At 31.9% G+C, this 25,115-nt stretch carries 28 protein-coding genes; 9 read left to right on the top strand and 19 right to left on the bottom strand.

Going from position 1 to position 25,115, the window contains the following annotated elements; translation table 11 throughout:
- Positions 1-237: 237 nt before the first annotated feature.
- On the top strand, positions 238-2,391 hold the full coding sequence (locus tag B3792_RS08945) for an OmpA family protein (RefSeq protein WP_291066367.1): 2,154 nt from the start codon (positions 238-240) through the stop codon (positions 2,389-2,391).
- A gap of 63 nt (positions 2,392-2,454) precedes the next feature.
- Here B3792_RS08945 and B3792_RS08950 read toward each other — a convergent pair whose 3' ends face one another.
- From B3792_RS08950 to B3792_RS08960, 3 genes are read right to left on the bottom strand one after another with little or no spacing between them, the layout of a single operon-like run.
- Complete coding sequence (locus B3792_RS08950; protein WP_038333863.1) at positions 2,455-3,660, bottom strand: RsmB/NOP family class I SAM-dependent RNA methyltransferase; 1,206 nt, start codon at positions 3,658-3,660, stop codon at positions 2,455-2,457.
- 54 nt (positions 3,661-3,714) lie between these two features.
- Positions 3,715-3,942 carry an acyl-CoA thioesterase gene (locus B3792_RS08955; protein WP_291069406.1) on the bottom strand — a complete coding sequence of 76 codons (228 nt, stop codon included), beginning with the start codon at positions 3,940-3,942 and terminating at the stop codon, positions 3,715-3,717.
- Positions 3,926-4,138 carry a hypothetical protein gene (locus tag B3792_RS08960; protein WP_291069408.1) on the bottom strand — a complete coding sequence of 71 codons (213 nt, stop codon included), beginning with the start codon at positions 4,136-4,138 and terminating at the stop codon, positions 3,926-3,928. The genes B3792_RS08955 and B3792_RS08960 overlap by 17 nt, the downstream gene beginning before the upstream one ends.
- 362 nt (positions 4,139-4,500) lie before the next feature.
- On the opposite strand from B3792_RS08960, the gene B3792_RS08965 reads away from it, so the two are divergent.
- Positions 4,501-6,633, top strand: a complete 2,133-nt coding sequence (locus tag B3792_RS08965; protein ID WP_291046986.1) for a Tex family protein — start codon at positions 4,501-4,503, stop codon at positions 6,631-6,633.
- A 75-nt stretch (positions 6,634-6,708) separates the two neighbouring features.
- On the opposite strand, the gene B3792_RS08970 is transcribed toward B3792_RS08965, so the two are convergent.
- On the bottom strand, positions 6,709-7,212 hold the full coding sequence (locus B3792_RS08970; RefSeq protein WP_219034560.1) for a DUF2314 domain-containing protein: 504 nt from the start codon (positions 7,210-7,212) through the stop codon (positions 6,709-6,711).
- A gap of 42 nt (positions 7,213-7,254) precedes the next feature.
- Complete coding sequence (locus B3792_RS08975) at positions 7,255-8,643, bottom strand: HTTM domain-containing protein (RefSeq protein WP_291069410.1); 1,389 nt, start codon at positions 8,641-8,643, stop codon at positions 7,255-7,257.
- A gap of 72 nt (positions 8,644-8,715) precedes the next feature.
- Between B3792_RS08975 and B3792_RS08980 the strand changes: the two genes are divergently transcribed.
- On the top strand, positions 8,716-9,117 hold the full coding sequence (locus B3792_RS08980; protein WP_221856678.1) for a thiol-disulfide oxidoreductase DCC family protein: 402 nt from the start codon (positions 8,716-8,718) through the stop codon (positions 9,115-9,117).
- Between the two features lie 11 nt (positions 9,118-9,128).
- On the opposite strand, the gene B3792_RS08985 is transcribed toward B3792_RS08980, so the two are convergent.
- The 3 genes from B3792_RS08985 to hisE all read right to left on the bottom strand — a co-directional run bounded on the left by B3792_RS08985 (position 9,129) and on the right by hisE (position 10,765).
- On the bottom strand, positions 9,129-9,344 hold the full coding sequence (locus tag B3792_RS08985; protein WP_260509645.1) for a GNAT family N-acetyltransferase: 216 nt from the start codon (positions 9,342-9,344) through the stop codon (positions 9,129-9,131).
- Between the two features lie 281 nt (positions 9,345-9,625).
- Entirely contained in the window at positions 9,626-10,402 is a 777-nt protein-coding gene (locus tag B3792_RS08990) for a M48 family metalloprotease (protein WP_221856616.1), read from the bottom strand.
- A gap of 18 nt (positions 10,403-10,420) precedes the next feature.
- Positions 10,421-10,765, bottom strand: coding sequence for a phosphoribosyl-ATP diphosphatase (gene hisE / locus B3792_RS08995; RefSeq protein WP_135836004.1), 345 nt, complete (start codon positions 10,763-10,765; stop codon positions 10,421-10,423).
- Between the two features lie 230 nt (positions 10,766-10,995).
- Here hisE and gcvP point away from each other — a divergent pair, with 230 nt between their 5' ends.
- Together gcvP and aqpZ are read left to right on the top strand one after the other, a co-directional pair.
- Positions 10,996-13,851 (top strand): aminomethyl-transferring glycine dehydrogenase, encoded by a 2,856-nt coding sequence (gene gcvP, locus B3792_RS09000; protein ID WP_291069415.1) that lies wholly within the window; start codon positions 10,996-10,998, stop codon positions 13,849-13,851.
- Positions 13,852-14,003: 152 nt separating this feature from the next.
- A complete protein-coding gene (gene aqpZ / locus B3792_RS09005) occupies positions 14,004-14,714 on the top strand; it encodes an aquaporin Z (protein WP_125350651.1) in 711 nt (236 codons plus the stop codon).
- Between the two features lie 26 nt (positions 14,715-14,740).
- Here aqpZ and B3792_RS09010 read toward each other — a convergent pair whose 3' ends face one another.
- The 10 genes from B3792_RS09010 to B3792_RS09055 form a co-directional block, all read right to left on the bottom strand.
- Positions 14,741-15,439, bottom strand: a complete 699-nt coding sequence (locus tag B3792_RS09010) for a hypothetical protein (protein ID WP_125350650.1) — start codon at positions 15,437-15,439, stop codon at positions 14,741-14,743.
- A 2-nt stretch (positions 15,440-15,441) separates the two neighbouring features.
- Positions 15,442-15,774: a PadR family transcriptional regulator gene (locus tag B3792_RS09015; protein WP_125350649.1), complete on the bottom strand. Its 333-nt coding sequence runs from the start codon at positions 15,772-15,774 to the stop codon at positions 15,442-15,444.
- Positions 15,775-15,836: 62 nt separating this feature from the next.
- Complete coding sequence (locus tag B3792_RS09020) at positions 15,837-16,400, bottom strand: DUF1572 family protein (protein ID WP_221856618.1); 564 nt, start codon at positions 16,398-16,400, stop codon at positions 15,837-15,839.
- 6 nt (positions 16,401-16,406) lie between these two features.
- Positions 16,407-16,925 (bottom strand): DUF421 domain-containing protein, encoded by a 519-nt coding sequence (locus B3792_RS09025; protein WP_221856620.1) that lies wholly within the window; start codon positions 16,923-16,925, stop codon positions 16,407-16,409.
- Positions 16,926-16,991: 66 nt separating this feature from the next.
- Complete coding sequence (locus B3792_RS09030; protein WP_125350646.1) at positions 16,992-17,174, bottom strand: hypothetical protein; 183 nt, start codon at positions 17,172-17,174, stop codon at positions 16,992-16,994.
- Positions 17,174-18,082 (bottom strand): M28 family metallopeptidase, encoded by a 909-nt coding sequence (locus B3792_RS09035; protein ID WP_219035372.1) that lies wholly within the window; start codon positions 18,080-18,082, stop codon positions 17,174-17,176. The genes B3792_RS09030 and B3792_RS09035 overlap by 1 nt, the downstream gene beginning before the upstream one ends.
- Before the next feature lie 39 nt (positions 18,083-18,121).
- Positions 18,122-18,790 carry a sterol desaturase family protein gene (locus B3792_RS09040; protein WP_221856622.1) on the bottom strand — a complete coding sequence of 223 codons (669 nt, stop codon included), beginning with the start codon at positions 18,788-18,790 and terminating at the stop codon, positions 18,122-18,124.
- A 133-nt stretch (positions 18,791-18,923) separates the two neighbouring features.
- Positions 18,924-20,207, bottom strand: coding sequence for a citrate synthase (locus tag B3792_RS09045; protein ID WP_125350643.1), 1,284 nt, complete (start codon positions 20,205-20,207; stop codon positions 18,924-18,926).
- 80 nt (positions 20,208-20,287) lie between these two features.
- Positions 20,288-21,580, bottom strand: a complete 1,293-nt coding sequence (gene eno, locus B3792_RS09050; protein WP_280063426.1) for a phosphopyruvate hydratase — start codon at positions 21,578-21,580, stop codon at positions 20,288-20,290.
- Positions 21,581-21,786: 206 nt separating this feature from the next.
- A complete protein-coding gene (locus B3792_RS09055; RefSeq protein WP_221856625.1) occupies positions 21,787-22,236 on the bottom strand; it encodes a hypothetical protein in 450 nt (149 codons plus the stop codon).
- A gap of 130 nt (positions 22,237-22,366) precedes the next feature.
- Between B3792_RS09055 and greA the strand changes: the two genes are divergently transcribed.
- Genes greA through B3792_RS09075 form a run of 4 tightly spaced genes read left to right on the top strand, consistent with a single transcriptional unit; the run spans position 22,367 to position 24,217 of the window.
- On the top strand, positions 22,367-22,846 hold the full coding sequence (gene greA, locus B3792_RS09060) for a transcription elongation factor GreA (protein ID WP_019976987.1): 480 nt from the start codon (positions 22,367-22,369) through the stop codon (positions 22,844-22,846).
- A 21-nt stretch (positions 22,847-22,867) separates the two neighbouring features.
- Positions 22,868-23,260: an HIT family protein gene (locus B3792_RS09065; RefSeq protein ID WP_114999218.1), complete on the top strand. Its 393-nt coding sequence runs from the start codon at positions 22,868-22,870 to the stop codon at positions 23,258-23,260.
- A gap of 3 nt (positions 23,261-23,263) precedes the next feature.
- Complete coding sequence (locus B3792_RS09070; protein ID WP_219035368.1) at positions 23,264-23,833, top strand: tetratricopeptide repeat protein; 570 nt, start codon at positions 23,264-23,266, stop codon at positions 23,831-23,833.
- Positions 23,834-24,217, top strand: a complete 384-nt coding sequence (locus tag B3792_RS09075) for a hypothetical protein (protein WP_219035367.1) — start codon at positions 23,834-23,836, stop codon at positions 24,215-24,217.
- On the opposite strand, the gene B3792_RS09080 is transcribed toward B3792_RS09075, so the two are convergent.
- Positions 24,214-24,642: an NUDIX domain-containing protein gene (locus B3792_RS09080; protein ID WP_280037508.1), complete on the bottom strand. Its 429-nt coding sequence runs from the start codon at positions 24,640-24,642 to the stop codon at positions 24,214-24,216. The genes B3792_RS09075 and B3792_RS09080 overlap by 4 nt on opposite strands.
- Between the last annotated feature and the right edge of the window lie 473 nt (positions 24,643-25,115).

A 25,115-nucleotide genomic window follows, 5' to 3' on the forward strand; every position in this document is an offset into this window, starting at 1 on the left:
AGAAGCAATTATTAAACCAATCTTTTTTAAATATGATTTAATAATTATTTCTGATTTGATGATTTATTTAATATACATTGAACTTTACTATAACTGATGATAGAAAACACATCAATTCTTTCATTATCTTTACATTGAATTTTTAAAATCGATTCGTTGAACACAAAAAATCTATTTTTTTCCATTTTTTTTATTCTACTGAATACATTTTGTTGTGCACAGCAAATTTTTCCGTATTTGGAACTTCAAAATGAAGAAGATTTTGAAAAAATAGAAGCAATTTCTCTCGAAAATGACTATAATTTTCATCATTTATTGGGTAATTTGAGTCATAATTTTACTTTTCAGAACAATTCTTCGGAAGATATTTCGGCTAAATTTATTTATCCTTATCAAGCTTCTCAAAATGTGTACGAATTAAAAGCTTTTGTAAATGATAAAGTTTTCGAAATTCAATCCAAATCGATTGTAGATATTCGAAAAGAGTTAAAAAATATTGATGCTTCAACTATTTTTAAAAATCAACAAAACAATCAAGTTTTACAATTAGATTTAGGAAAAATTCCTGCACATGCTACACTAAAAATTAAGCTAAAAGTTTCGAAAATTGTTGAAGAAAATAATTTGAATTATCAAGTTTCGTTTTTAGAATTTATCGTGAAACGAACAGAATCTTTTACCCAAATTCATCGTTGGAACAATCAATTGAATGGTTTTCCGAAAAACATAAATTCAGATATTCATCTTTCGGGAAATTTTCCGATTTCAAAAATTGTTTCTGATTTAAAATTTTCAAAGGAAGATGATCGAAATTATGTTTCAAAAAATTCCGATAAAAAGATTCCAACTCTTCAATATGCTTATACAAAAAATGAACTACAAACCGGAATTGAAACGTTTACTGAAAATGGTTGCGATTATATTTTAGGAACAATTGAACCTGCAAATAATCCTTCTAAATATAATGCTCCACGAGAATTTTTGTTCGTTTTGGATGCTTCTGGTTCTATGATGAATCAACCAATTGAAACCACCAAAAAATTGATGTATCAACTTCTTCCAAATCTAAACGAAACAGATAAATTTAATATGTTGGTTTATTCTACGAAAAATGAATTAATTTTTAATTCTTCTCAATTTCCAACGAAAGAAAACATCAATTTAGCTTTAGAAAAAATTAATTCTTTGAATGGAACTGGCGAAAAATTATTGGATGAAACAATCAAACAAATTCAGAAAAATCCTTTTGATAAAAATTATAAACGAATCATTACAATTATTTCTGATGGAGCGATGAATTTGAATGAAACTGTTTACAATTCACTCCGAAATTATGCAAAAGATACTCAATTTATAACATTAGGAATTGGAAAGGAATTGGACTATCATGCGATGAATTTCATAAGTTTAGCAACAGGAACGCTTCCGATTACGGTCAATGAACCAAGAGAATTGAATCAGAAAATAACACAATTTCTGCAAGCTGTTTTGAATTCTTCTATTTATCATCTTAAAGTTCAATCATCCCAAATCAACCTCAACGAAACGTTTCCGAAGAATTTCAATACGTATTTAGCTCAAAATTCTGTCAATTTTGTTTCACGCGATTGTAATCGTCGTTATCCAAAAAAAATAGAAATTATTGGTAATCAATCGAACCAAAATTTCACTCAAAATTTTGAAATCAAACAACCAAATCCAAGTGAATTTACCGAAGCAATTAAGTTTTATTGGGCAAAACAAAAAATTGATTATCTCTTAAAAGATGAGGAACGTTGCGGTGAAATGTGCAAAAAAGATGGACGATATCGAAAAGAAATTGAGAAAATTGGAACTGAATTTAACATTTCAACACCTTATAATTTATTGATCCAGAAAGGAAATATAGAAAATTACAACAATGATTATGATACAGATGGCGATGGCGTGATGGATATCGAAGATGAATGTCCGTATATAAAAGGAAATCGTTTTGGAAATGGTTGTCCAGAAAGCAATTTGAGTGATAAAAAGATTGGAAATTATGTTCAAGATTATTCAAATTATTTAATGGAAACCGTCGAATTTGATTTTGATAAAGCTGAAATCAGAGCTATTGATTATCCAAAATTGAATGAAGTTGTTGCAATTATGAAACGAAATCCATCACATCATTTTGTTATCGAAGGTCATACAGATGCGGTTGGAACAGAATCTTACAATATAGATTTATCACAACGAAGAGCAAACGCTGTGTTGAATTATTTGATAGAAAAAGGCTTAAATAAAAATCGATTTTCAATTTCCGCTAAAGGTTTTTCAGACTTGAAACACAAAGAATGCAATCCTGCTGCAAATTGTATTGACTGGAAAAATTTTGAAAATAGACGAGTTAGATTTAAGATAAAATAATTATTGTAACAAAAAAAGACCAAGCTTTCACTTAGTCTTTTGTATCTTATAATAATTAACAGCTTAAGAAATTCTTTCAATCAAAGCCATGTAGAATCCATCATAATTAGTTTGAGATGGATAATGCATTTTATCTGAAACCATTTTATAATTTGGATTATTCTTCAAGAATTTTTCTACTTGCTGCTCATTTTCTTGTGGTAAAATAGAACAAGTTGCATAAACCATCATTCCACCAACTTTAATGATTTTAGAATAATCAGCTAATATTTTTTCTTGTGTTGCTAATATTTCGTCAATAAATTCTGGTCTTAATTTCCATTTTGCATCAGGATTACGTTTCAAAACTCCCATTCCAGAACAAGGTGCATCAATCAATAAGCGATCAGCAGAATTCTCCATACGCTTGATTGTTTTTGCTTCAATCACCTTTGTTTGTACATTCTGAACATTGTTACGTTTTGCACGACGTTTCAATTCTTTCAATTTCCAATCGTACAAATCCATTGCAATAATTTGCCCTTTGTTTTCCATCAAAGCAGCTAAATGCAATGTTTTTCCTCCGGCACCAGCACAAGCATCTACCACACGCATTCCTGGCTGAACACGTAAATAAGGCGCAATCAATTGCGATCCTGCGTCTTGAACTTCAAACCAACCATTCTGAAATTCATCTGTACGGAAAATATTTGTTTTCTCTTCAAGCTCTAAAGCATCTTGATATTTCGATAAAACTTTCGTTTTTATTCTACGCTCCTTCAACGCTTTTTGTAATGTTTTACGGTCTGTTTTCAAGGAATTCACACGTAAAACTGTTGGTGCTTGCGAGTTCATTGCATGCACTTCATCTAACCAACGATTTCCCAACGACTTCTCTCCTAACTCGAACATCCAATCTGGATACGATTCTGCAACCGCAATATTTTTAGACGAATTGTGATGTCTTTTCAAGACTTCTTTTGGATAGATTTTTTGAAATTCTTCCCATTTTGGTAACGTTTGCTCTGGATCTAAAGCAAACCAAGTTCCAACAAACTCCCAAATTGTATCAGGAGAAAGCGGACGGCTCATTGCCCCTTCAACCAAACGTTTCCAACGAACTAAATCGTAAACCGTTTCGGCAATAAAAGCACGATCGCGCGCTCCCCATTGCTTATTCGATTTCAATGTTCGCTCAACTTCTTTATCTGCATATTTTCCTTCGAAGAAAATTTGTTGCAATGTGTCGGTAATTCCGACAAATAAATTTTTATATGGTAAAATCTTCATAACTCGGTGCAAATTTACAAAGACTTAAATGATTAGCGTAATTAATTTATAAGATTATACAACTTCAAAAAGATCTTTTATCTTTTGAGGAACCTCAACCACTTTATTTTGCTGATAATCGAAGGTCACAATTCCTGTTTTCGCTTTTGCAATTAATTTATCTTTTGTAGAAATTTTATAGATTACATCAAAACTAACACGCGAAAAATCTTGCACACCAATCTCAATCAACAATTCATCACCATAAAAAGCTTGATTTTTATACTCAATCGCAACATCCACCCATAATCACACTTACACCTCCAAAATCTAATTCCGAATAGCCATAATGTTGAAAAAACTGAATTCGCGATTCATGTATAATGGACAATACTTTATCGTTTGCCAAATGATTTCCATAATTGAGATCAGTTATGCGTACTGGTATTATTGTTGAAAATAAAAATTTGTCTGAAAAATCTAATTTTATACGAGCCATTTTGTAGATATATTTGCTCAAAGATAAGAAAGTTGTATAAAAAAAAACGGGTTTAAGCTCCTCAGCTTAAACCCAATTGATTTTTAAAAAAACTTACACTAGTAAGTATAAATTTAACATTAAAAAAAATCAATCTTACTCTCTACTACCTAAGGTCAAATTTAGAAATAATTTAATAAACACCAAAACTTTTTAGAAAATTTTTATTATTCTTTTTTATTTAAAATAAGACTGATATTAAAAACTCTAAATATTAGATTATTATATAAAAAAAGCACTCTATTAAATACGACCTATATAAATAAAACATGCTATTTTTTATGTTTGTGAAAAATAGTAATTTGCAAGGCCAAACTTTTAACATGAATTTGATTCAATACATTCATCAACATCTTAATTCTATTTCAGAAAAATCAATCAACAATACAGTAAATTGTTTGAATGAAGATAATACCATACCCTTTATTGCGAGATATAGAAAAGAGGTCACAGGAAATCTTGATGAAGTTCAAATTTCTGCTATAAAAAAACTGCAAAATCAATACAATGAAATTGTTTCTCGAAAAGAATTTATTTTAAAAACATTGGAAGAGCAGAATCAATTGAGCAATGAATTACAACAACGTATTCAGAAAAGTTTTGATTTGGTTCAATTAGAAGATTTATATCTTCCTTATAAAAAGAAGAAAAAAACACGTGCAACCATTGCAAAAGAAAAAGGTTTAGAGCCTTTGGCAAAAATCATCATGAAGCAAAATAATATTCCTGATTTGGATGATTTAGCAAAAAAATATCTAAATGAAGATGTGACAAGTATCGAAGATGCTTTTGCAGGTGTACAAGATATTATTGCAGAATGGATAAATGAAAATGAATATGTACGTCATCGATTGCGAGATATTTTCAGAAAATCTGCTTTGATTGAAAGTAAACTAGTAAAATCTAAAATAGATGATGAAGATTCGGCTAAATACTCGAACTATTTTGAATACGAAGAATTATTGAAAAAAATTGCTTCTCACCGATTATTGGCTATTTTACGCGGCGAAAATGAAGGTTTTTTGAAAGTAAATGTATCAATTGATAAAAAAGAAGCCTTCAAATTTTTAGAATACACTTTAATCAAATCTATTCAACCAGAAGTTTCTTGGGTTATTGAGGAAGCGATAAAAGATGCTTACAAACGACTTTTAGCTCCTTCAATCTCAAATGAAGTGTTGAAAGAAGCAAAACAAAAAGCAGATGAAACATCAATAAATGTTTTTTCGAAAAACTTAAATCAATTGCTTTTGGCGCCACCTCTGGGAGAAAAACGAATTTTAGCGATAGATCCTGGTTACAAATCGGGTTGTAAAGTGGTTGTATTAGATGAGCAAGGTGATTTGTTGCACAACGAAAACATCTATCCGCATGCGCCTCAAAATGAAAAAACACAAGCCATCAAAAAACTAAAATCGCTTATCAATGCTTATAATATCGATGCAATTTCGATAGGAAATGGAACAGCTTCTCGCGAGACTGAAAATTTGGTTCAGAATATTGCATTTGATCGTCCACTAAAAGTTTTTGTTGTAAATGAAGCTGGTGCTTCGGTTTATTCGGCTTCTAAAATTGCGCGCGACGAATTTCCGGATAAAGATGTTACCGTTCGCGGTGCTGTTTCTATAGGCCGCCGTTTACAAGATCCTTTGGCAGAATTAGTAAAAATAGAGCCAAAATCGATTGGAGTTGGTCAGTATCAACATGATGTCGATCAAACTTTATTGAAAAATGAGTTGGATGATGTTGTTTCTTTCTGTGTAAACAAAGTTGGTGTAAATCTGAACACAGCAAGCAAACATTTACTAAATTATGTTGCAGGAATTGGTGAAAAAATGGCTGAAAATATTGTAGAATATCGAAGCGAAAATGGTGCATTTAATTCGAGAAAAGAGTTACTAAAAGTTCCTCGTTTGGGTGAAAAAGCATTCTTACAAGCTTCTGCTTTTTTACGAATTCCAAATGCAAAAAATCCGTTAGATAATTCTGCTGTTCACCCAGAATCGTATGCTCTTGTAGAGAAAATGGCGAAAGATTTGAAAGTTGATTTGAAAGATTTGATTCAAAATAAAGAATTGATTAATCAACTTGATTTAACCAAATATATTACCGAAAAAGTAGGTTTACCAACTTTAGAAGATATTAAAAAAGAACTTGAAAAACCTGGTTTAGATCCGCGTTCTACTGCAAAAGTTTTTAGTTTTGATCAACGATTAAAGAAATTCGAAGATTTGCAATTGGGCATGAAAGTTCCTGGAATTATTAATAATATTACCAATTTTGGCTGTTTTGTAGATATAGGAATCAAAGAAAATGGTTTGATTCATATTTCTAAAATTTCGAATGAATTTATTTCAGATGTAAATTCAAAAGTGCATTTGAGTCAACAAATTGAAGTAACCGTAATTGGAATTGATACAGAAAAACGTAAAATTCAATTGTCTTTGATTGATTAAGGAAAATAATTTCAAAATTAAAAGGCAATCTAACGAAAGATTGCCTTTTTGATTTTATTATTTTCTGAGCAGAAATTAATCCTCAAATTTTACTTTATATTGTTTATCAAACTCTTTTTTCTGCGCATCAGTCATTTTACTACGCATATATTTTATTGTAAATCCACCAATCATTTTATCACCTTTATAATACATCCAATCTGATAATTTAGTTGGATCTATCACAATTGTATCATTGTGTTTAACCAATTTTGTGTATTGAGGTACGTTGTCCACAATTCCTTTTAATTGATCGTTGTCCGAATATACATCACGAATCCAAATATGCTCTTTTTGTGTCGCATTCGGAATATCATACATTTGTTTGACAATAAAATTAGTTGTCGTTGTATCTTTCATCGACAACGCCAATTTGAAATCATCAAACGTTTGTTGCGCTTCCTTCCCAATACTATCCAAATCTTTTTGTTCTTGCTTTTGCTTATCCAAACCTTTATAAGCTTCTACTCCAGCATTTTCTTTGTTACCACAAGAAAATAATAAAACCGAAAAAGCTATTGCGAATAATGTATATTTCATAATTGTATTTCTTTGATTGTTGTCCTATAAAGTTACATAAATTTATTCAAAATAAGATAAATTCAACTCTTTTGGTGTTGGCTGAATCCATTTTTGATGACCAAAATAACTCCAAGTTGTATAAGCTAAATTGTAATTTGGATTTGTAAATTGATAATAATCGCTACCATTGACAGAAACTTTTGCATCCACAAAAACTTTGACATCTTTCACACCATTTTTCGCATAATCATATTTTACATAACGTGCAAATTGCCACATCATATCTGGGCTAACCGCCATTTTTGACATTTGTTTGAAGGTTAGATATTTTGTCAAATCTACTTTCTCGCGTTTCAAGAATTTACCTTTTTTCTGTGGATCTGGTTTCGAAACATATACCACAACTTCACCCGCTTTGTTACGCAACATCATTCGCCAAGCCATGCGATGACCTTCCTCTGTCCAAAAAACATTTCCGGGAATAAAGTAATGGCGAACAGGTAAATATATTTGCCAAACTACGTAGAAAAACATCAAATAAGAGAACATGACACGACGAGTTGTCAATAAATTATCATCATCTGAACGATCCATCATAAATGATTTTTTAGGAAAAATAACTTCCTGAATCTTAACGGGATCATAAAAGAAAATTAACATTGCCAAAGCAAAGAAAGGAAATATTCCAATCCCGAAAACTGCAGAATTGAAAATATGAAAGGCTACAGCACATTTGAAAGCGATTCCACGCGTTCTATTCATCAACATTGCAGGAATAATCAATAAATCGAAAAAGAATCCGCCCCAAGCAAAAACTTGTGCAAACTCTAAACTACTTACAACTTTTCCTAATCCAATCAAATTATATTTTGTTGTTAATAAATCGCCATATTCGTGAAATTTCATTTGTAAAAAAACACCGTTAAACCAATCTGGATAAATCTTCGCGAAAGCAGCAAAAGTGTATACAATCAATAACTGAATAATGAATAAAGTTGGCACCCAATTGCGCATAGTTAGACGTTTTATTTTCGGGAAAATCAAACTATCAATCGAAAAGAAATGATGCGCAGGAATTATTGTCATCATCCAAGAAACTAGCATAAACAGATAATAATGGTTGTTGTAACTTGTTTTTTGCATGAAATACGTCAACGACCATAAGATCGAAAATACGATAATCGAAAATCGGTAAGCAAATCCAAACACGATAAACCAGCCTAAAATTCCCATGAGCACGTACAAATAAATCATATTTTGTCCCAAGAAAACATTTGTCCACTCGAATCCGATGAACGAAAATGTAATGTGCGGTTCAACAAAATTTGTTTGTACCCAACCTGTAAAAATGGCTCCCCAACATTCTGCAACAATTAATAAACCAAAGATTATTCGGAAAATTACAAGTGGAGAATTATCAACTTTTCGGAATAAATATTCGCTAAACATGATTGATTGTTAATTTTGGCTAATTTAAAAATAACCTTTAGAGTTTAGCTACTTTTAGCGTATATTTATTGTATGAAAACGAGGAAAATTATTTTGTTTGATGGAATTTGCAATTTATGCAATCAATCTGTTCAGTTTGTGATTGAACATGACAAAAAAAATCAATTTCAGTTTGCTTCATTACAATCTGATTTTGGACAAAATTTCTTGAAAGAAAATAATCTGGATGCGACAAAATTTGATTCTATCGTTTTTATTGAAGATGATAAATTTTATACCAAATCATCTGCAGCACTTAAAATTTCGAAATATTTGGACGGAATAACTTCGTGGTTGACTATTTTTATGATTGTTCCAAAACCTTTACGCGATGTGGTTTATAGTTTTATTGCGAAAAATCGTTATCGTTGGTTTGGAAAACAAGAAAGTTGCTGGCTTCCTAGTCCAGAATTGAAGGCGAAGTTTTTAGATTAAATTTTAAAGCTTTAACAAATAAAGCCAGTATTTTTTATCAAAAATTGGTTTTGTTCTTTGTTCATTACAAACCCTAAATCTTCATAAAGATGTCGAGCTGAATTCATAAATTCTGATGTATGAAGTGCGATAATTTTTTCATCTGATTCTTTTGCAAATAAAATACAAATTTTTATTAATTCTCTACCTATTCCTTTTCCTAAAAAATTAGGATGGACTCCAACCATTCTCAATTAAGTCCAATCTTTTTCGAATATTTCGGTAGGATTTCCTTTCGAAACTAAAAAAGCCATACCAATAATCTGATTATCGAATTCGCAAACAAAACAAGTAGATTTGGAAAGTAAATCTCTATACGATTGTTATGCACTTAAAAAAGAGTACATCTTATTCCAATTCAAAAGGTTTAAAACATGTTCGAATTGTTGATAAGAATCTATCCCAAGAGTACGAAGATTTTCAACATCAGATAATGATGCTTCTCTATAAGTTAAAACCATATATATTTCTACTGACTTCTATATTTCTCTATAGCAGCTTTTATTTTTTCGCGACGGTTTGATGGTGATGGATGCGTACTCTGAAATTCTGGAACTTGGCTTCCTCCCGAAGCTTCTTCCAAAATATCCATTACACCAATCAATGCTTCTGGATTATATCCTGCCTGAATCATAAATCGAACGCCCAAATCATCCGACTCCAATTCATCATCACGACCATATTTCATATTTACCATATTCGCCACAACTTGTGCATAATAAGCCGAATTTGCATCTCCTGCTGCAACGCCAGCCGCACCTGCAATTCCTTGAGAAAGCTCTTGTTTAGACATTTGTTCAGCACTATGACGTGCTATAACGTGACCAACTTCGTGTCCCAAAACGCCAGCCAATTGATCTTCATTTTGCAAACGAGTCAATAAGGCTTCGGTAATAAAAATTGGTCCACCAGGCAAAGCAAAAGCATTTACAGTTCGATTATCTGCTAACACATAAAACTGAAATGGATAATTCGTTTTATGCGCATCACTATTATTGACCACTTTCGCACCTACTCGTTTTACAAGTTCTTGGTATTGGGCATTGCGAGATAGTCCACCAAACTCTTGAGCCATTTGCGGAGCCGAATTAATTCCCATCGCTATTTCATCATCTTTGGTTAATGAAATATATTGCTTTTCGCCTGTAATTTCATTGACTTCAGAAGAAGAAAAATATTTTATAACAGAAAAAATAACAATTGCTGTCGCAATTATTAATTTTATCGACGTTCCGCCCTTTTGCATATCAGTGTAAGGTGTTAATTATTTTTTGTGCCTTTTCTTTAAAATCTCCAAAACATCTTTCAATTCAAAACCACGTGCATGTAAAGCCATTAGGTAATAAAAGAAAACATCTGCCGATTCTTCCAAAAAGTTTTCGTCGTTATCTTGTTCCGAAGCAATAACCATTTCTACAGCTTCTTCTCCCATTTTTTTAGCGATTTGCGAATTACCTTTTTTATGAACACGTTTCATTTTAGATTTTTTCGCATCCTCTAATTTCGCCTCTTCCATCATTATTTCCAATTTCTTTAAGAATGGAAATTTTTTCTCTTCTTTGACTTCAGAAGTATTTTCATTAAGTTCCATAAAATCGTTTGTTTTCATAGATTTTTTTAAACGTAGAATAAATTTAAGAAATTCTACCGAATTATTTATCTCAATTCTATTGCCAATATTACTATTTTTTGAAAAAAAAGAAAGATTTTATTCACATTTATTTCTAAAAAAATAAAATTCTAATCTATTCATTCAATTAATTTTTAACATTGTTATTCACTTTTATTTTAAGATAAAAAAACGTATTTTTACGCGAAAATAAACATAGCGCAAACACAATGAACACAAACGATTTTTCCATTAGACATATTGGAAACAATGCGCAGCAAGCAGCTGAAATGCTTTCTGTAATTGGGAAAGATTCTATTGATTCTTTAATTGAGGCAACAGTTCCTCAGAACATTCGATTGAAAAATGCTTTAGATTTACCAGAAGCTTTATCAGAATTTGAAGCTATTAATCATTTAGCTGAAATCGCTTCAAAAAATAAAAAAGTAAAAAATTATCTTGGATATGGATATTATGGTACAATTTTACCAGCGCCAATTCAACGTAATGTATTAGAAAATGCTGGTTGGTACACAGCTTATACACCATACCAAGCGGAAATTGCGCAAGGACGTTTAGAAGCTTTATTAAATTTCCAAACTGTTATTTCTGATTTAACAGGTTTACCTATTGCAAATGCCTCTCTATTAGACGAAGGTACTGCATGTGGTGAAGCAATGCACATGTTATTTGAATCTCGTTCTCGTGATCAAAAGAAAAACAATGTCAACAAATTTTTTGTAGCAGATAATTTATTCCCTCAATCTGTAGCGGTTTTAGAAACTAAAGCACATGGTTTAGGAATTGAATTAGTTGTTGGAAACTTTGAAACAACTGAATTAACAGAAGAATTCTTCGGAGCGATTGTACAATACATCGGGAAAGGAGGACAAATCAATAATTATAGATCATTTGTAGAAAAAGCAAATGCAGTTAATGTAAAAGTTGCTGTTGCAACAGATTTATTAGCTTTAACATTATTAACACCTCCAGGTGAATGGGGAGCTGATATCGCAATTGGTACTTCTCAACGTTTTGGTGTTCCTATGGGATACGGTGGACCGCACGCAGCTTTCTTATCTTGTACAGAAGAATACAAACGTGTAATTCCAGGGCGTATTATTGGAGTTTCTCAAGATCGTTTAGGAAACTATGCATTACGTATGGCTTTACAAACACGTGAGCAACACATCAAACGTGAAAAAGCGACTTCTAATATTTGTACTGCACAAGTATTGTTAGCGGTTATGGCTTCTTTCTACGCGGTTTACCACGGAAAAGACGGTTTACAATATATCGCTGATCAAATTCATACTAAAGCAGCTGTTTTACACGGAGGTTTAGAGCATTTAGGATTTAAATTAGTAAATACTAATTTCTTCGATACAATTCAAATTGAAGTTGAAAACTCAGACGAAATTGTAAAGATTTTTGCAGAAGAAGAAATTAATGTAAATGGATTCGAGAACGGAAAAATTTCAATCACAATTGATGAAATGACTTCTGAAGAAGATATTTTCGAAATTTTAAGTGTTTTTGCTACAATTAAAAATACAGAAGATGGTTTCGAATTTGAAGTAGATGACTCTTATTTACCTCAAGATTTAATCAGAACTTCTGATTTCTTAACACACGAAAACTTCAATTTATATCATACAGAAACAGAATTAATGCGTTACATCAAACGTTTAGAGCGTAAAGATTTGGCTCTTAACCAATCGATGATTGCATTAGGTTCTTGTACAATGAAATTGAATGCTGCAACAGAATTATTGCACATGTCTTGGGAAAGAATGGGGAATGTTCACCCTTTCACTCCAAAAGATCAAGTAGAAGGTTACCAAACATTAATCCAAAACTTAGAAGATTATTTAGCTGTAATCACAGGTTTTGATGCTACTTCTTTACAACCAAATTCTGGTGCACAAGGAGAATATGCAGGATTGATGGTTATTCGTTCTTACTTTGAGGCAAAAGGAGAAGGACACAGAAATGTAGCGTTGATTCCACAATCTGCTCACGGAACTAACCCTGCTTCTGCTGCAATGGCTGGAATGCAAGTTGTTGTTGTGAAAAACTTAGAATCTGGTGAAACAGATTTAGTTGATTTGAAAGAAAAATGTGAAAAACACAAAGATAACTTAGCTGCATTGATGATTACTTATCCATCAACTTATGGCGCTTTTGATAGCAATATCGAAGAAGTTACTGAAATGATTCACGCATACGGAGGTCAAGTTTATATGGACGGTGCAAACATGAATGCGCAAGTTGGATTAACTTCTCCAGGAAATATTGGTGCAGACGTTTGTCACTTAAACTTACACAAAACATTCGCTATTCCTCACGGAGGTGGAGGACCTGGTGTAGGACCAATTTGTGTAAAAGCACATTTAGCTCCTTTCTTAGGATCTTCTCCATTAATCGAAACTGGAGGAAAAGAAGCGACAAATACATTTGCTGCAGCTCCTTATGGTTCTGCATTCATTTTACCTATTTCTTACTCTTACATTTTAATGTTAGGTGCAGAAGGTTTATTGAAAGCGACACAAGGTGCAATCTTGAATGCTAATTACATGAAAACTCGTTTAGAGAAACATTTTGATATCTTATATACAAATGGAAACAATGTAGTTGCGCACGAATTTATCTTAGATTGTCGTCCATTCAAAAAAGCAGGAATTGAAGTAACTGATATTGCAAAACGTTTGATTGATTACGGATTCCACGCACCAACAGTATCTTTCCCAGTTGCTGGAACATTGATGGTTGAGCCAACAGAATCTGAGAATAAAGCAGAATTAGATCGTTTTTGTGATGCATTAATTTCCATTCGTCAAGAAATCGACGAAGTTGCAAACGGAGATTATCCAGTTGACAACAATGTATTACACAACGCGCCTCACCCAATTCACTTGATTACAGCAGACGAGTGGGAATATCCTTACTCTCGTTCTAAAGCTGCATATCCAGCAGAATGGGTTCGCGAACGTAAATTCTTTGCATCTGTTTCTCGTATTGATGATGCTTACGGAGATCGTAACTTAATCTGTACGTGTGCTCCTATCGAAGCCTATATGGATTAATTATTCTAGAAAGAATATATTTTTAAATACAAATCGCTCTGAGAAATCGGAGCGATTTTTTTTATTGAAATAATTTAAATGTTTAAAATGTTTGTATTTCTTAATTTTTTTTTAAAATTCATTCTAACTAAACTTTTAATATTAAAACATTTATGAAAAATTATGCTGCCGAGTTTTTCGGTACTTTTTGGTTAGTTTTCGGAGGTTGTGGTAGTGCAATCTTTGCAGCTGGTATTCCCGAATTAGGAATTGGTTACGCTGGTGTTGCATTAGCATTTGGTCTTACTGTATTAACAATGGCTTATGCAGTTGGTCATATTTCTGGAGGACATTTCAACCCTGCTGTCTCTTTCGGATTATTTGCTGGAGGACGATTTGATGGAAAACAACTTATTCCTTATATTATTTCACAAGTACTCGGAGCAATTGCTGCAGCTGGTGTATTATACTTAATCTCATCTGGAAACTCAGATTTTGCAATTGACAATACCAAAGCTGGTGCATTCGCTTCCAATGGATATGGAGCCTTTTCTCCACATGGTTATAGCATGTTATCTGCTTTTCTAATTGAATTTGTCTTAACAGCCTTCTTCTTAATTGTTATTTTAGGTGCTACAGATAAATTTGCAAACGGAAAATTTGCTGGAATTGCAATTGGTTTGGCTTTAACATTAATTCATTTAATTTCTATTCCAATCACTAACACATCTGTAAATCCTGCCCGTTCTACATCACAAGCTATTTTTGTAGGCGGCGAACCTTTAACGCAATTATGGTTATTCTGGGTAGCACCAATCGCTGGAGCAATTGTAGGTGGATTAATTTATAAATTATTATTACAAAAAGACGAAAGTCAAGCATAAACTAAAAGCTCCGAATGGAGCTTTTTTTATTTTATTAACTGATATTCAGGATAAAATTCATTAAGTATTTCTTCTTCTTTATTCGGTAAAAAATAACAGGTTACATAAAAAAGTAAAAAGATAAAACTAAATATAATCGAAAATACAATATTTAAAATAATTTGGTTATTATCAAGATGAATCAAAACCTGCAAACTTAGATTAAACAAAGAAAATGCAAACGAGATGATATAAAGATTTTTAAAAATAAGCTCTTGTAAAATCAGTTTTCTATTTTTCACACTTAATTTTTGACGATATTTTTTTTGTAACCTTATATATCGATAAATAAATAATCCAAAAAATAAAACAATCGTACTTAAAATAGCAATTTTACTATATTTAAAAGCTATCAAATTAAACAATAATATTCCACTCATAACAAAAATAAAATACTGAAAAGTAAGTAAATGACTTTTCATCACTTTCCAAATTAAATTATTGTATTTTTTTTGAAGCGCAAACCTTCTTTTATCTACAATTTCAGAAAAACCAAATATTCCAAACTTCTTAAATTCATTTTGTAAAGCATCTTCAAAAGTTATAGTTTCATTTGTTTCCCATTGTTCTTCAATTCCACAAGCCAAATGATCGGCTAATTCCAATTGCAAATCATAATACTCAACATAATGCTGACGCGTAAAATCGATTAATTTTTGAACTTCAAAAGCAGAAATTTTTCTCATGATTAAATCAATTTAGGGTTCAATAATTTTTGGATTTGTAGCATTGTTTCTGTTAACAATTGAATTCTTTTTACAGATTCTTTAGTTCCAAACTCAGTCAACTTATAATATTTTCTTATTCGACCTTCTACTCGCTCAGCTTCCACTTCAATTATATTCTCAGCTTCCAGCTTATGTAAAATAGGATACAATGCACCCTCTTTTAACTCAAATTCATCTTGCGTTAAAATTCTAATTTTTTGAATGATTTCATAACCATACATTCTTTTATGATCTTGTAATAGTTTTAAAATAATCGGTTGCAGAGTTCCTTTATAAAATTGAACATCTTTCATATACCTAAGTTTCTTATGTAAGTTAAGATAAATAATTCAATTAAAAACACTTTAACTAAAATTTATTTCAAAAACTCATCTGTAAAATGTTGAGTTTTTATATCGGAAGAAAATTTTGTTTGATTATAATCCGATGATTTATTTTTTGGAATCGAAAGTGAATTCCATTCATTGTCCTTTATTAATTTTCCTATAAAAACAATTTGACCAACATGATACGGATGATGCGCCAATTGACGATTAATCGCTTCTATTACTGTATGTTCTTCATTTCGGATATAAATAATTTGCTGTAAATCTTCGTCGGTTTTGATTTGTGCTAAAGCATCAAACAAACACTTCCAACCTTTCTCCCATTTATCTAAAAGTTGTTCTTTAGTTTTGATTGTATCTTCAAATTCTTCATCACGATTTCGCCGCTCTTTTTCACCATCTGTTGTCAAAAAATCAGTCCAACGCGACAACATATTTCCTGAAAGATGATTCACGATAATCGCAATGCTATTTGAGTTTTCATTGTATTGCCAAAACAATTCTTCATCCGTTAATTGCGAAAATGTTTTTTCACCCAAATGTTTATAATACTGGAATTGTTTGATAATCCCGTTTACTAAATTATTTTCCATATTCTGTTAATTAGTTCCTTGCAAATTTTTGTGATTATGCTTGCGTTTATAATGCGTTTCCTTAAATTTATTTTTATCCGTTGTCACTATTGAGATATTTCCATCAATCTCCATCATCGCCAATTTCACATCTTTAATGTGTTCCACCCCATGTTCGCGCATTGCTTCATTCAATTCTTCCGAATTAATTCCCAATTTGCTCAACATTGTAAAATCAGCTTTTCCATTACGGATTAAAATTTCAGATTTTTGTTCAATTAAGTTTCCTAAAAATTTATTTTTCAACATTATTTTTTTAACAATAAAATTTAAAAGAAACAATACAAAAGCTGCTATCAATCCTCCTTGCAAACTCGAATCTGAACCAACCATTGCATTTTGTACAGCGTTACTAATTAATAAAATTAAGATTACATCGGCCGTATTTAATTGGGATAATTGCTGTTTACCAAAAATTCTAAGTGCAATTAACATAAAAAAATACACCGAAATACAGCGCAAAACAATTTCTAAATAACCTTCCATACATTTATTTTAAGTAAATAAAAGGTACTAAAAAATCCGTTCTGAAATTGGAACGGATTTAAGAATTTATTTTGATTTTCTAAGAATATAAATTCTGGAAACTCTTAAAATTAAATAGATAATTGCGAGATAAAACTTTTTCTCATAAAACAATTCAAGACCTCTTATTGGGAAAAATTTTTCTGATAAAAACGCTAACAATAAAATTACAATAACTGCAATACTAACAATATTAATTGCTTTATCCATTAGTTGTTATATTTTGGTTGAATATTTTTCTTCATCATTTCGTATAAAGAATGTCCAATTCCTTGTGTAATCTCTGACAGATTTTCGAAATTAATCACCGAAACTTCATCGTTTTTTTGATGATAATGATGTTGATTCTCCATGTTTACAGAAGAAAGCGCATGCGATACCACTTTATGATTCACAAAATTTACATTATCCGAACGATAAAATAATTGTTGCTGCAAATAAGGGTCGTTTTCAACTTTGAATGTTTTAGTAGAATTATTATTCATCAAATTCATCAAATCCGAACGATCGCTACCCGTCATATATACTTTTCCTTCACCGAAAGCAGAAACAGTTCCAATCATTTCTAAATTCAACATCACTTTCATATTTGGTAAATAAGACTGAAAATCTGTGTTTTCTACCAACATTTTAGAGCCAATTAATCCAATTTCTTCAGCATCAAAAGCCATAAACATCATAGTTTGCTTAACTTTTTTGTTTTTGAAATAATCAGACAAAGCCATTACAGCCGAAGTTCCACTTGCATTATCATCTGCTCCATTAAAAATTTTATCCTCACCTTTGTCATCTGTTCCAACATGATCAAAATGCGCACCTACAGCGTAAATATCAGACGATTTACCTTCTTTAATTCCGCAAACATTTTGTCCTGTTTTGCCTTTATATTCAAATTCGATTAAATATGAATCACCAACACAAGGTTTTAATTTATTTTGTTTGAATTTTTCAGCAATCAATTCAGCAGCCAATCGATTTTCGGGCGTTCCAAATTTTCGACCCTGCATAGCATCAGAGGCTAATTCTTCGACATATTTCTTTTGATTTTCTTTAGAATACTGCGCGTTTGCTTGATTGAAAGCAAGTAATCCAATTGCAAGTAAAGTATATTTTTTCATTTTTATATGTGTGATTAATTTGACGGAAGATACGAAAAATTAACTTTTCTTCTCAAACATCAATTCTTTTACTTTTTCTTTGTCTTCTTTTTCATTCTTTAGGTCGAACATTGTTCCGAAAATACGATCCCAAAACGTATTGGAAACGCCAAAACCTAATTCTTCGTCTTTATAATGATGCAAATGATGATTGCGCCAAAGAGGTTTCATAAACTTGAAAGGCGGCGCAACAGCATGAATCAAATAATGCATAGACGCATACAATAAATAGCCAATCATAAAACCAGGAAAGAAAGCAAAGGTGTATTTCCCTAAAATTAAATATTGAATCAAGAAAATGATTGACGCCAAAAGAATACTTGGAACTGGAGGCATAAACAAACGTTGTTTATCGCGTGGATAATGATGATGATTTCCATGAAAAATGTAAACAATTCGTTTTAGACTTGGTTGTTCGGCTGTCCAATGAAAAAGATAACGATGCGCAAAATATTCGAACAAGGTCCAAAATAACATCGCTCCAAAAAATAGACTGACAACTGTTAAGACTGATAAATCGTAACTAGAAATTCCATAATAAATACAATAGGAAAGTAGAGGAATGTACATTCCCCAAATAACTGCGGGATGACCTTTTGTCAACATTTCGAGGTATTTGTTTTCGAAGATTTGCGCTTGACCTTTATTATGTATTTTCTCAAATTTCATGGTTACAAAATTTAATTTACTTAAAAATAAGGTTTTAACATATTTTAAACAAACAATCTCTAAAAATTAATTGTTAAAAAAAATCCGAAAATCAAAGTTTGATTTTCGGATTATATGATAAATAAGAAAATTCTTATCTGTTTTCAATTTCAACGTAATCACGTAATGGTGCTCCTGTGTATAATTGACGAGGGCGACCAATTGGTTGATTTGTTTCGCGCATTTCCATCCATTGTGCAATCCATCCTGGTAGACGTCCAACAGCAAACATAACTGTAAACATTTCAGTTGGGATATCTAACGCTTTGTAGATAATTCCTGAATAGAAATCTACGTTTGGATATAAGTTTCTTGATTTGAAATACTCGTCTTCTAAAGCAGCTTGTTCTAATTTTTTCGCAATATCTAAAATAGGATCATTGATTCCTAATTTCTCTAAAACGTTATCCGCAGCTACTTTGATGATTTTCGCACGAGGGTCAAAGTTTTTATAAACACGGTGTCCGAATCCCATTAAACGGAATGGATCGTTTTTATCTTTTGCTTTAGCTAAGTATTTTTCAACATCTCCACCATCATTTTTGATCGCTTCTAACATTTCTAATACTGCTTGGTTAGCACCTCCGTGTAATGGTCCCCATAATGCAGAAATACCTCCAGAGATAGAAGCAAATAAACCTGCATGAGAAGAACCTACTAAACGTACACTTGATGTAGAACAGTTTTGCTCATGATCTGCGTGTAAGATTAATAATTTGTCAATTGCATCAATAATAACTGGATCTAAGTCTAATTCTTGACCTGGTTTTTTGAATAATAATTGATAAAAGTTTTCTACATAAGATAATTTATCGTTAGAGTAGTTAACTGGTAATCCTTTAATTTTTCTTTGTGTCCAAGACGCTAATACTGGGAATTTACCTAATAAAGTAACTGCCGCTTTGTACATATCATCTGGAGAAGTAACATCAACAACTTTTGGGTTGAATGCTGATAAAGCAGCTGTTAAAGATGTTAATACTCCCATTGGGTGAGCAGAACTTGGGAATGCATCTAAGATTTTGATTAAATCTTCTGACACATAGTTATACTCATTAATATCAGCGATAAATTTATCTAATTCAGCTTGTGTAGGTAATTCTCCTTTGATTAACAAATACATTACTTCTACGAAAGAAGATTTCTCTGCTAATTGTTCAATAGGATATCCACGGTACATCAACTTACCTTCTTCACCATCTAAAAATGTAATTTTAGATTCGCATGCCCCTGTATTTTTGTAACCTGGATCCATTGTGATTAATCCAGTAGCACTTCTTAACTTGGAAATATCAATAGATTTTTCATCCATTGTACCAGTTGTAACAGGTAGCTCCAACTCATTTCCGTTGTAATTTAATATTACCTTATCTGACATTTTATAGTTTATATTATTTATTGCGTAATTTACACTTTTTTTATTAATTTGAGACTGATAAATATCAGTCTCAAATTATTTTATCGCTTAACTTTAAAAGCCTTAAGCCCTGGAAAAATTGCAGTTTCTCCAAGAATCTCTTCAATACGTAATAATTGGTTGTATTTCGCCATACGATCAGAGCGAGAAGCAGAACCAGTTTTAATTTGTCCTGTGTTCAAAGCAACAGCTAAATCTGCAATTGTAGCATCTTCTGTTTCTCCAGAACGGTGAGACATAACTGCTGTATAACGTGCATTTTGCGCCATTTGTACTGCTTTGATCGTTTCTGTTAACGTACCAATTTGATTGAATTTTACTAAGATAGAATTTGCTGTTTCAACATCAATTGCTTTTTCTAATTTAGTTACATTCGTTACCAATAAATCGTCTCCAACAATCTGAACACGTTTACCGATTTTATCTGTTAAGATTTTCCAACCTTCCCAATCGTTTTCATCCATACCATCTTCGATAGAAATAATTGGATATTTCTCTGTCAATTCTGCTAAATAAGCTGCTTGCTCTGCAGAAGTACGGATAGCTCCTTTCTCTCCTTCAAATTTTGTATAGTCATATTTTCCATCGTGATAAAACTCTGATGATGCACAATCTAATGCAATCATAATTTCTTCACCTGCTTTGTAACCTGCTTTTTCTATTGCAGAAATTACAGTATCTAAAGCATCTTCTGTGCCATCAAAAGTTGGTGCAAATCCACCTTCGTCACCTACTGCTGTAGATAAACCACGGTCGTGTAAAATTTTCTTTAATGCATGAAAAACTTCTGTTCCTTTGCGTAAAGCGTCAGAAAAAGATGCTGCCTGAACTGGCATAATCATGAATTCTTGGAACGCAATAGGCGCATCAGAGTGAGAACCTCCATTTACGATATTCATCATTGGAACTGGTAATGTGTTTGCATTAACTCCACCGATGTATCTAAACAATGGTAAACCTAATTCTTCTGCTGCAGCTTTTGCAACCGCCAAAGAAACACCCAAAATTGCATTAGCACCCAATTTAGCTTTGTTTTCAGTTCCGTCTAAATCAATCATTACTTGATCGATTAAATTTTGTTCAAAAACAGAAAAACCAATTAATTCTGGAGCAATCACTTCATTTACATTCTCGATAGCTTTCAAAACTCCTTTACCTAAGTACAAGTCTCCACCATCACGTAATTCTACTGCTTCATACTCTCCTGTAGATGCTCCTGATGGAACAGCTGCACGACCTAAAACACCTGATTCTGTATACACGTCTACTTCTACAGTTGGGTTACCACGAGAATCTAAAATTTGTCTTGCATGGATATGCGAAATAATGCTCATTATTAATATTTTTTAATTGATAAAATTTTGATTTACCAAAAATAATGGATTTGAGTAATCTTTACAACGAAATTATCTTTTTTTAAAAATAATTTAATTCAAAAACAATTCGAAAAACTTATGCATGCATAATAAAGAAGTATAATTTCGATGCCTGCAAAGATTATTATTTTTTGAGTGAATTAAAAAAACTTTAGATAAAAAATTTAATTTGTTATTGTAAGGGTTCCATTTGCATTTACATACACTTGGTATGTTCTTGGCGCTCTATTCGCTACTTTTGTAGGTTGTCCTGTCAATAAAATCCATTCAGAATTATCTGCATCACACACAATACTGATGTCATTCTTTACATACAGAGTGGTTTCTGCACCAGGACAAATATGCGGCGCATTGCGATCGTAAGCTTTGAAACTAGAAGCTGTACGTACCACAATCAAACCTCTAGAACCTGCTGTTGCTCCTTCAACATATACCCATCCTCCTGGATTATTAAGATTAGAATATAATGGTAAATTGATATTGATTGATACATTCACAATTGTATTTGGCACACAACTTACTGTACCATCATCTGAATTGCAGCCTTGAAATAAGCCAGCAAAAACACTAACCAAAATAACCTTATTTAGAATCGTTTTAATAAATTGTTTCATTTTTAATTTGCTGTATTTTTTTTATTATCTTTGTAGTACAATAACTAAATAGTCCTGCGCATAGTATTACATATGTGTAGGATTATTTATTTTATAAGATCTATTTAATAAAAAATTAAACATTGTTGTTATGGCAAATATACAATATGTAACGAAAGAGGGATTAGAAAAGTTGCGTGAAGAGCTTCATCAGTTAGAAACTTTTGAGCGTCCAAAAATTTCGCAACAAATTGCTGATGCGCGTGATAAAGGAGATTTATCTGAAAATGCAGAATATGATGCTGCAAAAGAGGCTCAAGGAATGTTAGAGATGCAAATTGCTAAATTGAAAGAAGTTGTAGCATATGCACGCGTAATTGATGAATCTAAATTAGACCATTCTAAAGTATCAATATTATCAAAAGTTAAAATAAAAAATACAGCGAACGGACAAGAATTAGTGTACACTTTGGTACCTGAATCTGAAGCTGATTTAGCTAAAATGCGTATCTCTGTGAATACTCCAATCGCAAAAGGATTGTTAGGAAAATCACTTGGAGAAGTTGCAGAAATTACATTACCTAACGGAATGACTTTAAATTTTGAAATTTTAGAAATATCTTTGGACTAAGATTTCAAAAATTAAAAACATATGGCAAGCATTTTCACTAAAATTATAAACGGAGAAATACCATCATACAAAATTGCCGAAAACGATAAGTACATCGCTATTTTGGACGCTTTTCCTTTGGTAGAAGGTCATGTATTGGTTATCCCGAAAAAAGAAGTCGATAAAATCTTCGATTTAGACAAAGAAACCTATTTAGGTTTAATGGACTTTTCTTACGAAATTGCACAAGCTATAGAAAAAGCAATACCTTGTTTACGCGTTGGCGTAGCTGTTGTTGGTTTAGAGGTACCACATGTACATGTGCATTTGGTTCCTCTAAATACAATGCAAGATATCAATTTCTCAAATCCAAAACTTCAATTATCTGCCGAGAAAATGATCGAAATTGCAGATAATATCAAATCATATTTATAATCGATGAACAAATACATTAAATTAGTAATCGCCGCTGTATTAATCGTTTTAGCAATCTTTTTGTTTACCATTCGCGAATACGGTTGGGGATTTGTTTCGTTATTAGTCACTGTATTTCCAATTTTATTCTATTTCAGAAACGAAAACATCTTGTTAGCTTTCTGGTTTTTACGTAAAGAGGATATGGCAAAAGCGAAAAAATGGTTACAAAAGATCAAAAATCCATCATCAGAATTAATTCCTAAACAAATGGGATATTACCACTACATGATGGGAATTACTGAAGCGCAGGACAATGTAGGGGTTTCAGAAAAATATATGAAAGAAGCCTTAAACTACGGTTTATCGTTTGATCATGACAGAGCAATGGCTAATTTATCTTTGGCTGGAGCTGCAATGTCAAAAGGTAAAAAGAAAGAAGCGGAAGGTTACATTAAAGAAGCGAAGAAAAACGATTCGAAAGGAATGTTTACAGATCAAATCAAAATGATGAATGATCAAATGAAACGTTTCAACGTAAGTAATTCGCAATTACAAAACCCACATATGCGTCACAAAGGACGTAAATTCTAAATGGATATATCAAAAATTACAGAAGAATCATCATCAAACACCAACAAGTGGAAACTGATTGAAGAATTCTTTCAACAAAATTTCACAGACGGTGAAAGACCAGATTTAGATACGATTCTTTTTTTGATCGGTGTTCAAGAATTAGGACAAGGAAAAAAACGATTCAAAAAAGATGATAAACTCAATTTATTACACATTGCAGTTTGTCGCGTGTTAGAACCTTTTGGTTTTTATCGTTTCGATGGATTAGATCCAGATGGTTGGCCACATTTTGAGTTGTTGGAAGATTTACCACCTCTCAAAACAAATGAACAAACCTTGTTAATGAAATACGCCGTTATACAGTATTTTGATGATCAAAAAATAATAAACTTCGAGTCTTAAGATTCGAAGTTTTCTTTTTTATACAAATCAACTACCACTTTATCTGCGTCTAACGTAAATTTCTCTACATTCAATTCTTCTTTGGATAACCACAACAATTCGTTGATATCCGCATCCAAAACTTTCAATTTATCCAATGCTTTCTCTGTAATTGTCGCTTTATAATAAATCAATAAAACCTGTTCTGTCGGATCAAAAGCATTCAACACAAAAAAATCTTGTGTATAAAAATGTTCATGAACTTCTACTTTCAAATTCAATTCCTCTTTTATCTCTCTCCTTATACAATCTTTTGTTCCTTCACCAAACTCCAATCCACCGCCAGGAAACTTATAAATTAACTCTCCCTGAAACGGCTCGTGAATCACCAATACCTTTCCCTTGTGTTCCAATAACGCATATACACGCACATTAAATGGTTTCATATCCTGTTTACTTTAAAACCTAAATATATAAAAATTCTTCATTCAAATGCGTATTATTATAGCGTTCCCTTCGGTCGGGCTATCCGTTGCAATCTTTTGTAGAAGAAAATTGGAAGTGATTACAGGAAAATCCAATTTCTACAAAAGGATTTCCACTACTATCCCTAACGCGGGTTGTAAGTTCTGAGTTTTGAGTAATAAGTTATAAGACGTAAGATTTAAGACTTACAGGAATAGAAGTAGAAGTTAAAATATCCACTTGAGGGAAATAGGGGCTTTTCGATTTATGAGTTGTAAGTTATAAAGGAAGCTTCCTTTTTATAAAGAAGAAGCTTCTCGTTGACTAATTAGAAGCTTCTTGTTGGATGAAAGGAAGCTTCTTGTTTCATAGAACATAGTTTGAAGATGCATTAAGCTTACAGCCTTCAGCCTAAAGCGAAATCCATAAATACAAAAAAGCCTCAAGAAATAAA

Source organism: Empedobacter sp. UBA5924 (assembly GCF_002431085.1).
In the GTDB taxonomy this organism is placed as follows: domain Bacteria; phylum Bacteroidota; class Bacteroidia; order Flavobacteriales; family Weeksellaceae; genus Empedobacter; species Empedobacter falsenii_B.

Coding starts and splice junctions, on each gene's coding strand:
- B3792_RS08950 (WP_038333863.1), bottom strand. CDS start 3,660: ATGAAGATTTTACCATATAAAAATTTATTTGTCGGAATTACCGACACA.
- B3792_RS08960 (WP_291069408.1), bottom strand. CDS start 4,138: ATGGCTCGTATAAAATTAGATTTTTCAGACAAATTTTTATTTTCAACA.
- B3792_RS08965 (WP_291046986.1), top strand. CDS start 4,501: ATGAATTTGATTCAATACATTCATCAACATCTTAATTCTATTTCAGAA.
- B3792_RS08970 (WP_219034560.1), bottom strand. CDS start 7,212: ATGAAATATACATTATTCGCAATAGCTTTTTCGGTTTTATTATTTTCT.
- B3792_RS08975 (WP_291069410.1), bottom strand. CDS start 8,643: ATGTTTAGCGAATATTTATTCCGAAAAGTTGATAATTCTCCACTTGTA.
- B3792_RS08980 (WP_221856678.1), top strand. CDS start 8,716: ATGAAAACGAGGAAAATTATTTTGTTTGATGGAATTTGCAATTTATGC.
- B3792_RS08985 (WP_260509645.1), bottom strand. CDS start 9,344: ATGGTTGGAGTCCATCCTAATTTTTTAGGAAAAGGAATAGGTAGAGAA.
- B3792_RS08990 (WP_221856616.1), bottom strand. CDS start 10,402: ATGCAAAAGGGCGGAACGTCGATAAAATTAATAATTGCGACAGCAATT.
- hisE (WP_135836004.1), bottom strand. CDS start 10,765: ATGAAAACAAACGATTTTATGGAACTTAATGAAAATACTTCTGAAGTC.
- gcvP (WP_291069415.1), top strand. CDS start 10,996: ATGAACACAAACGATTTTTCCATTAGACATATTGGAAACAATGCGCAG.
- aqpZ (WP_125350651.1), top strand. CDS start 14,004: ATGAAAAATTATGCTGCCGAGTTTTTCGGTACTTTTTGGTTAGTTTTC.
- B3792_RS09010 (WP_125350650.1), bottom strand. CDS start 15,439: ATGAGAAAAATTTCTGCTTTTGAAGTTCAAAAATTAATCGATTTTACG.
- B3792_RS09015 (WP_125350649.1), bottom strand. CDS start 15,774: ATGAAAGATGTTCAATTTTATAAAGGAACTCTGCAACCGATTATTTTA.
- B3792_RS09020 (WP_221856618.1), bottom strand. CDS start 16,400: ATGGAAAATAATTTAGTAAACGGGATTATCAAACAATTCCAGTATTAT.
- B3792_RS09025 (WP_221856620.1), bottom strand. CDS start 16,925: ATGGAAGGTTATTTAGAAATTGTTTTGCGCTGTATTTCGGTGTATTTT.
- B3792_RS09030 (WP_125350646.1), bottom strand. CDS start 17,174: ATGGATAAAGCAATTAATATTGTTAGTATTGCAGTTATTGTAATTTTA.
- B3792_RS09035 (WP_219035372.1), bottom strand. CDS start 18,082: ATGAAAAAATATACTTTACTTGCAATTGGATTACTTGCTTTCAATCAA.
- B3792_RS09040 (WP_221856622.1), bottom strand. CDS start 18,790: ATGAAATTTGAGAAAATACATAATAAAGGTCAAGCGCAAATCTTCGAA.
- B3792_RS09045 (WP_125350643.1), bottom strand. CDS start 20,207: ATGTCAGATAAGGTAATATTAAATTACAACGGAAATGAGTTGGAGCTA.
- eno (WP_280063426.1), bottom strand. CDS start 21,580: ATGAGCATTATTTCGCATATCCATGCAAGACAAATTTTAGATTCTCGT.
- B3792_RS09055 (WP_221856625.1), bottom strand. CDS start 22,236: ATGAAACAATTTATTAAAACGATTCTAAATAAGGTTATTTTGGTTAGT.
- greA (WP_019976987.1), top strand. CDS start 22,367: ATGGCAAATATACAATATGTAACGAAAGAGGGATTAGAAAAGTTGCGT.
- B3792_RS09065 (WP_114999218.1), top strand. CDS start 22,868: ATGGCAAGCATTTTCACTAAAATTATAAACGGAGAAATACCATCATAC.
- B3792_RS09070 (WP_219035368.1), top strand. CDS start 23,264: ATGAACAAATACATTAAATTAGTAATCGCCGCTGTATTAATCGTTTTA.
- B3792_RS09075 (WP_219035367.1), top strand. CDS start 23,834: ATGGATATATCAAAAATTACAGAAGAATCATCATCAAACACCAACAAG.
- B3792_RS09080 (WP_280037508.1), bottom strand. CDS start 24,642: ATGAAACCATTTAATGTGCGTGTATATGCGTTATTGGAACACAAGGGA.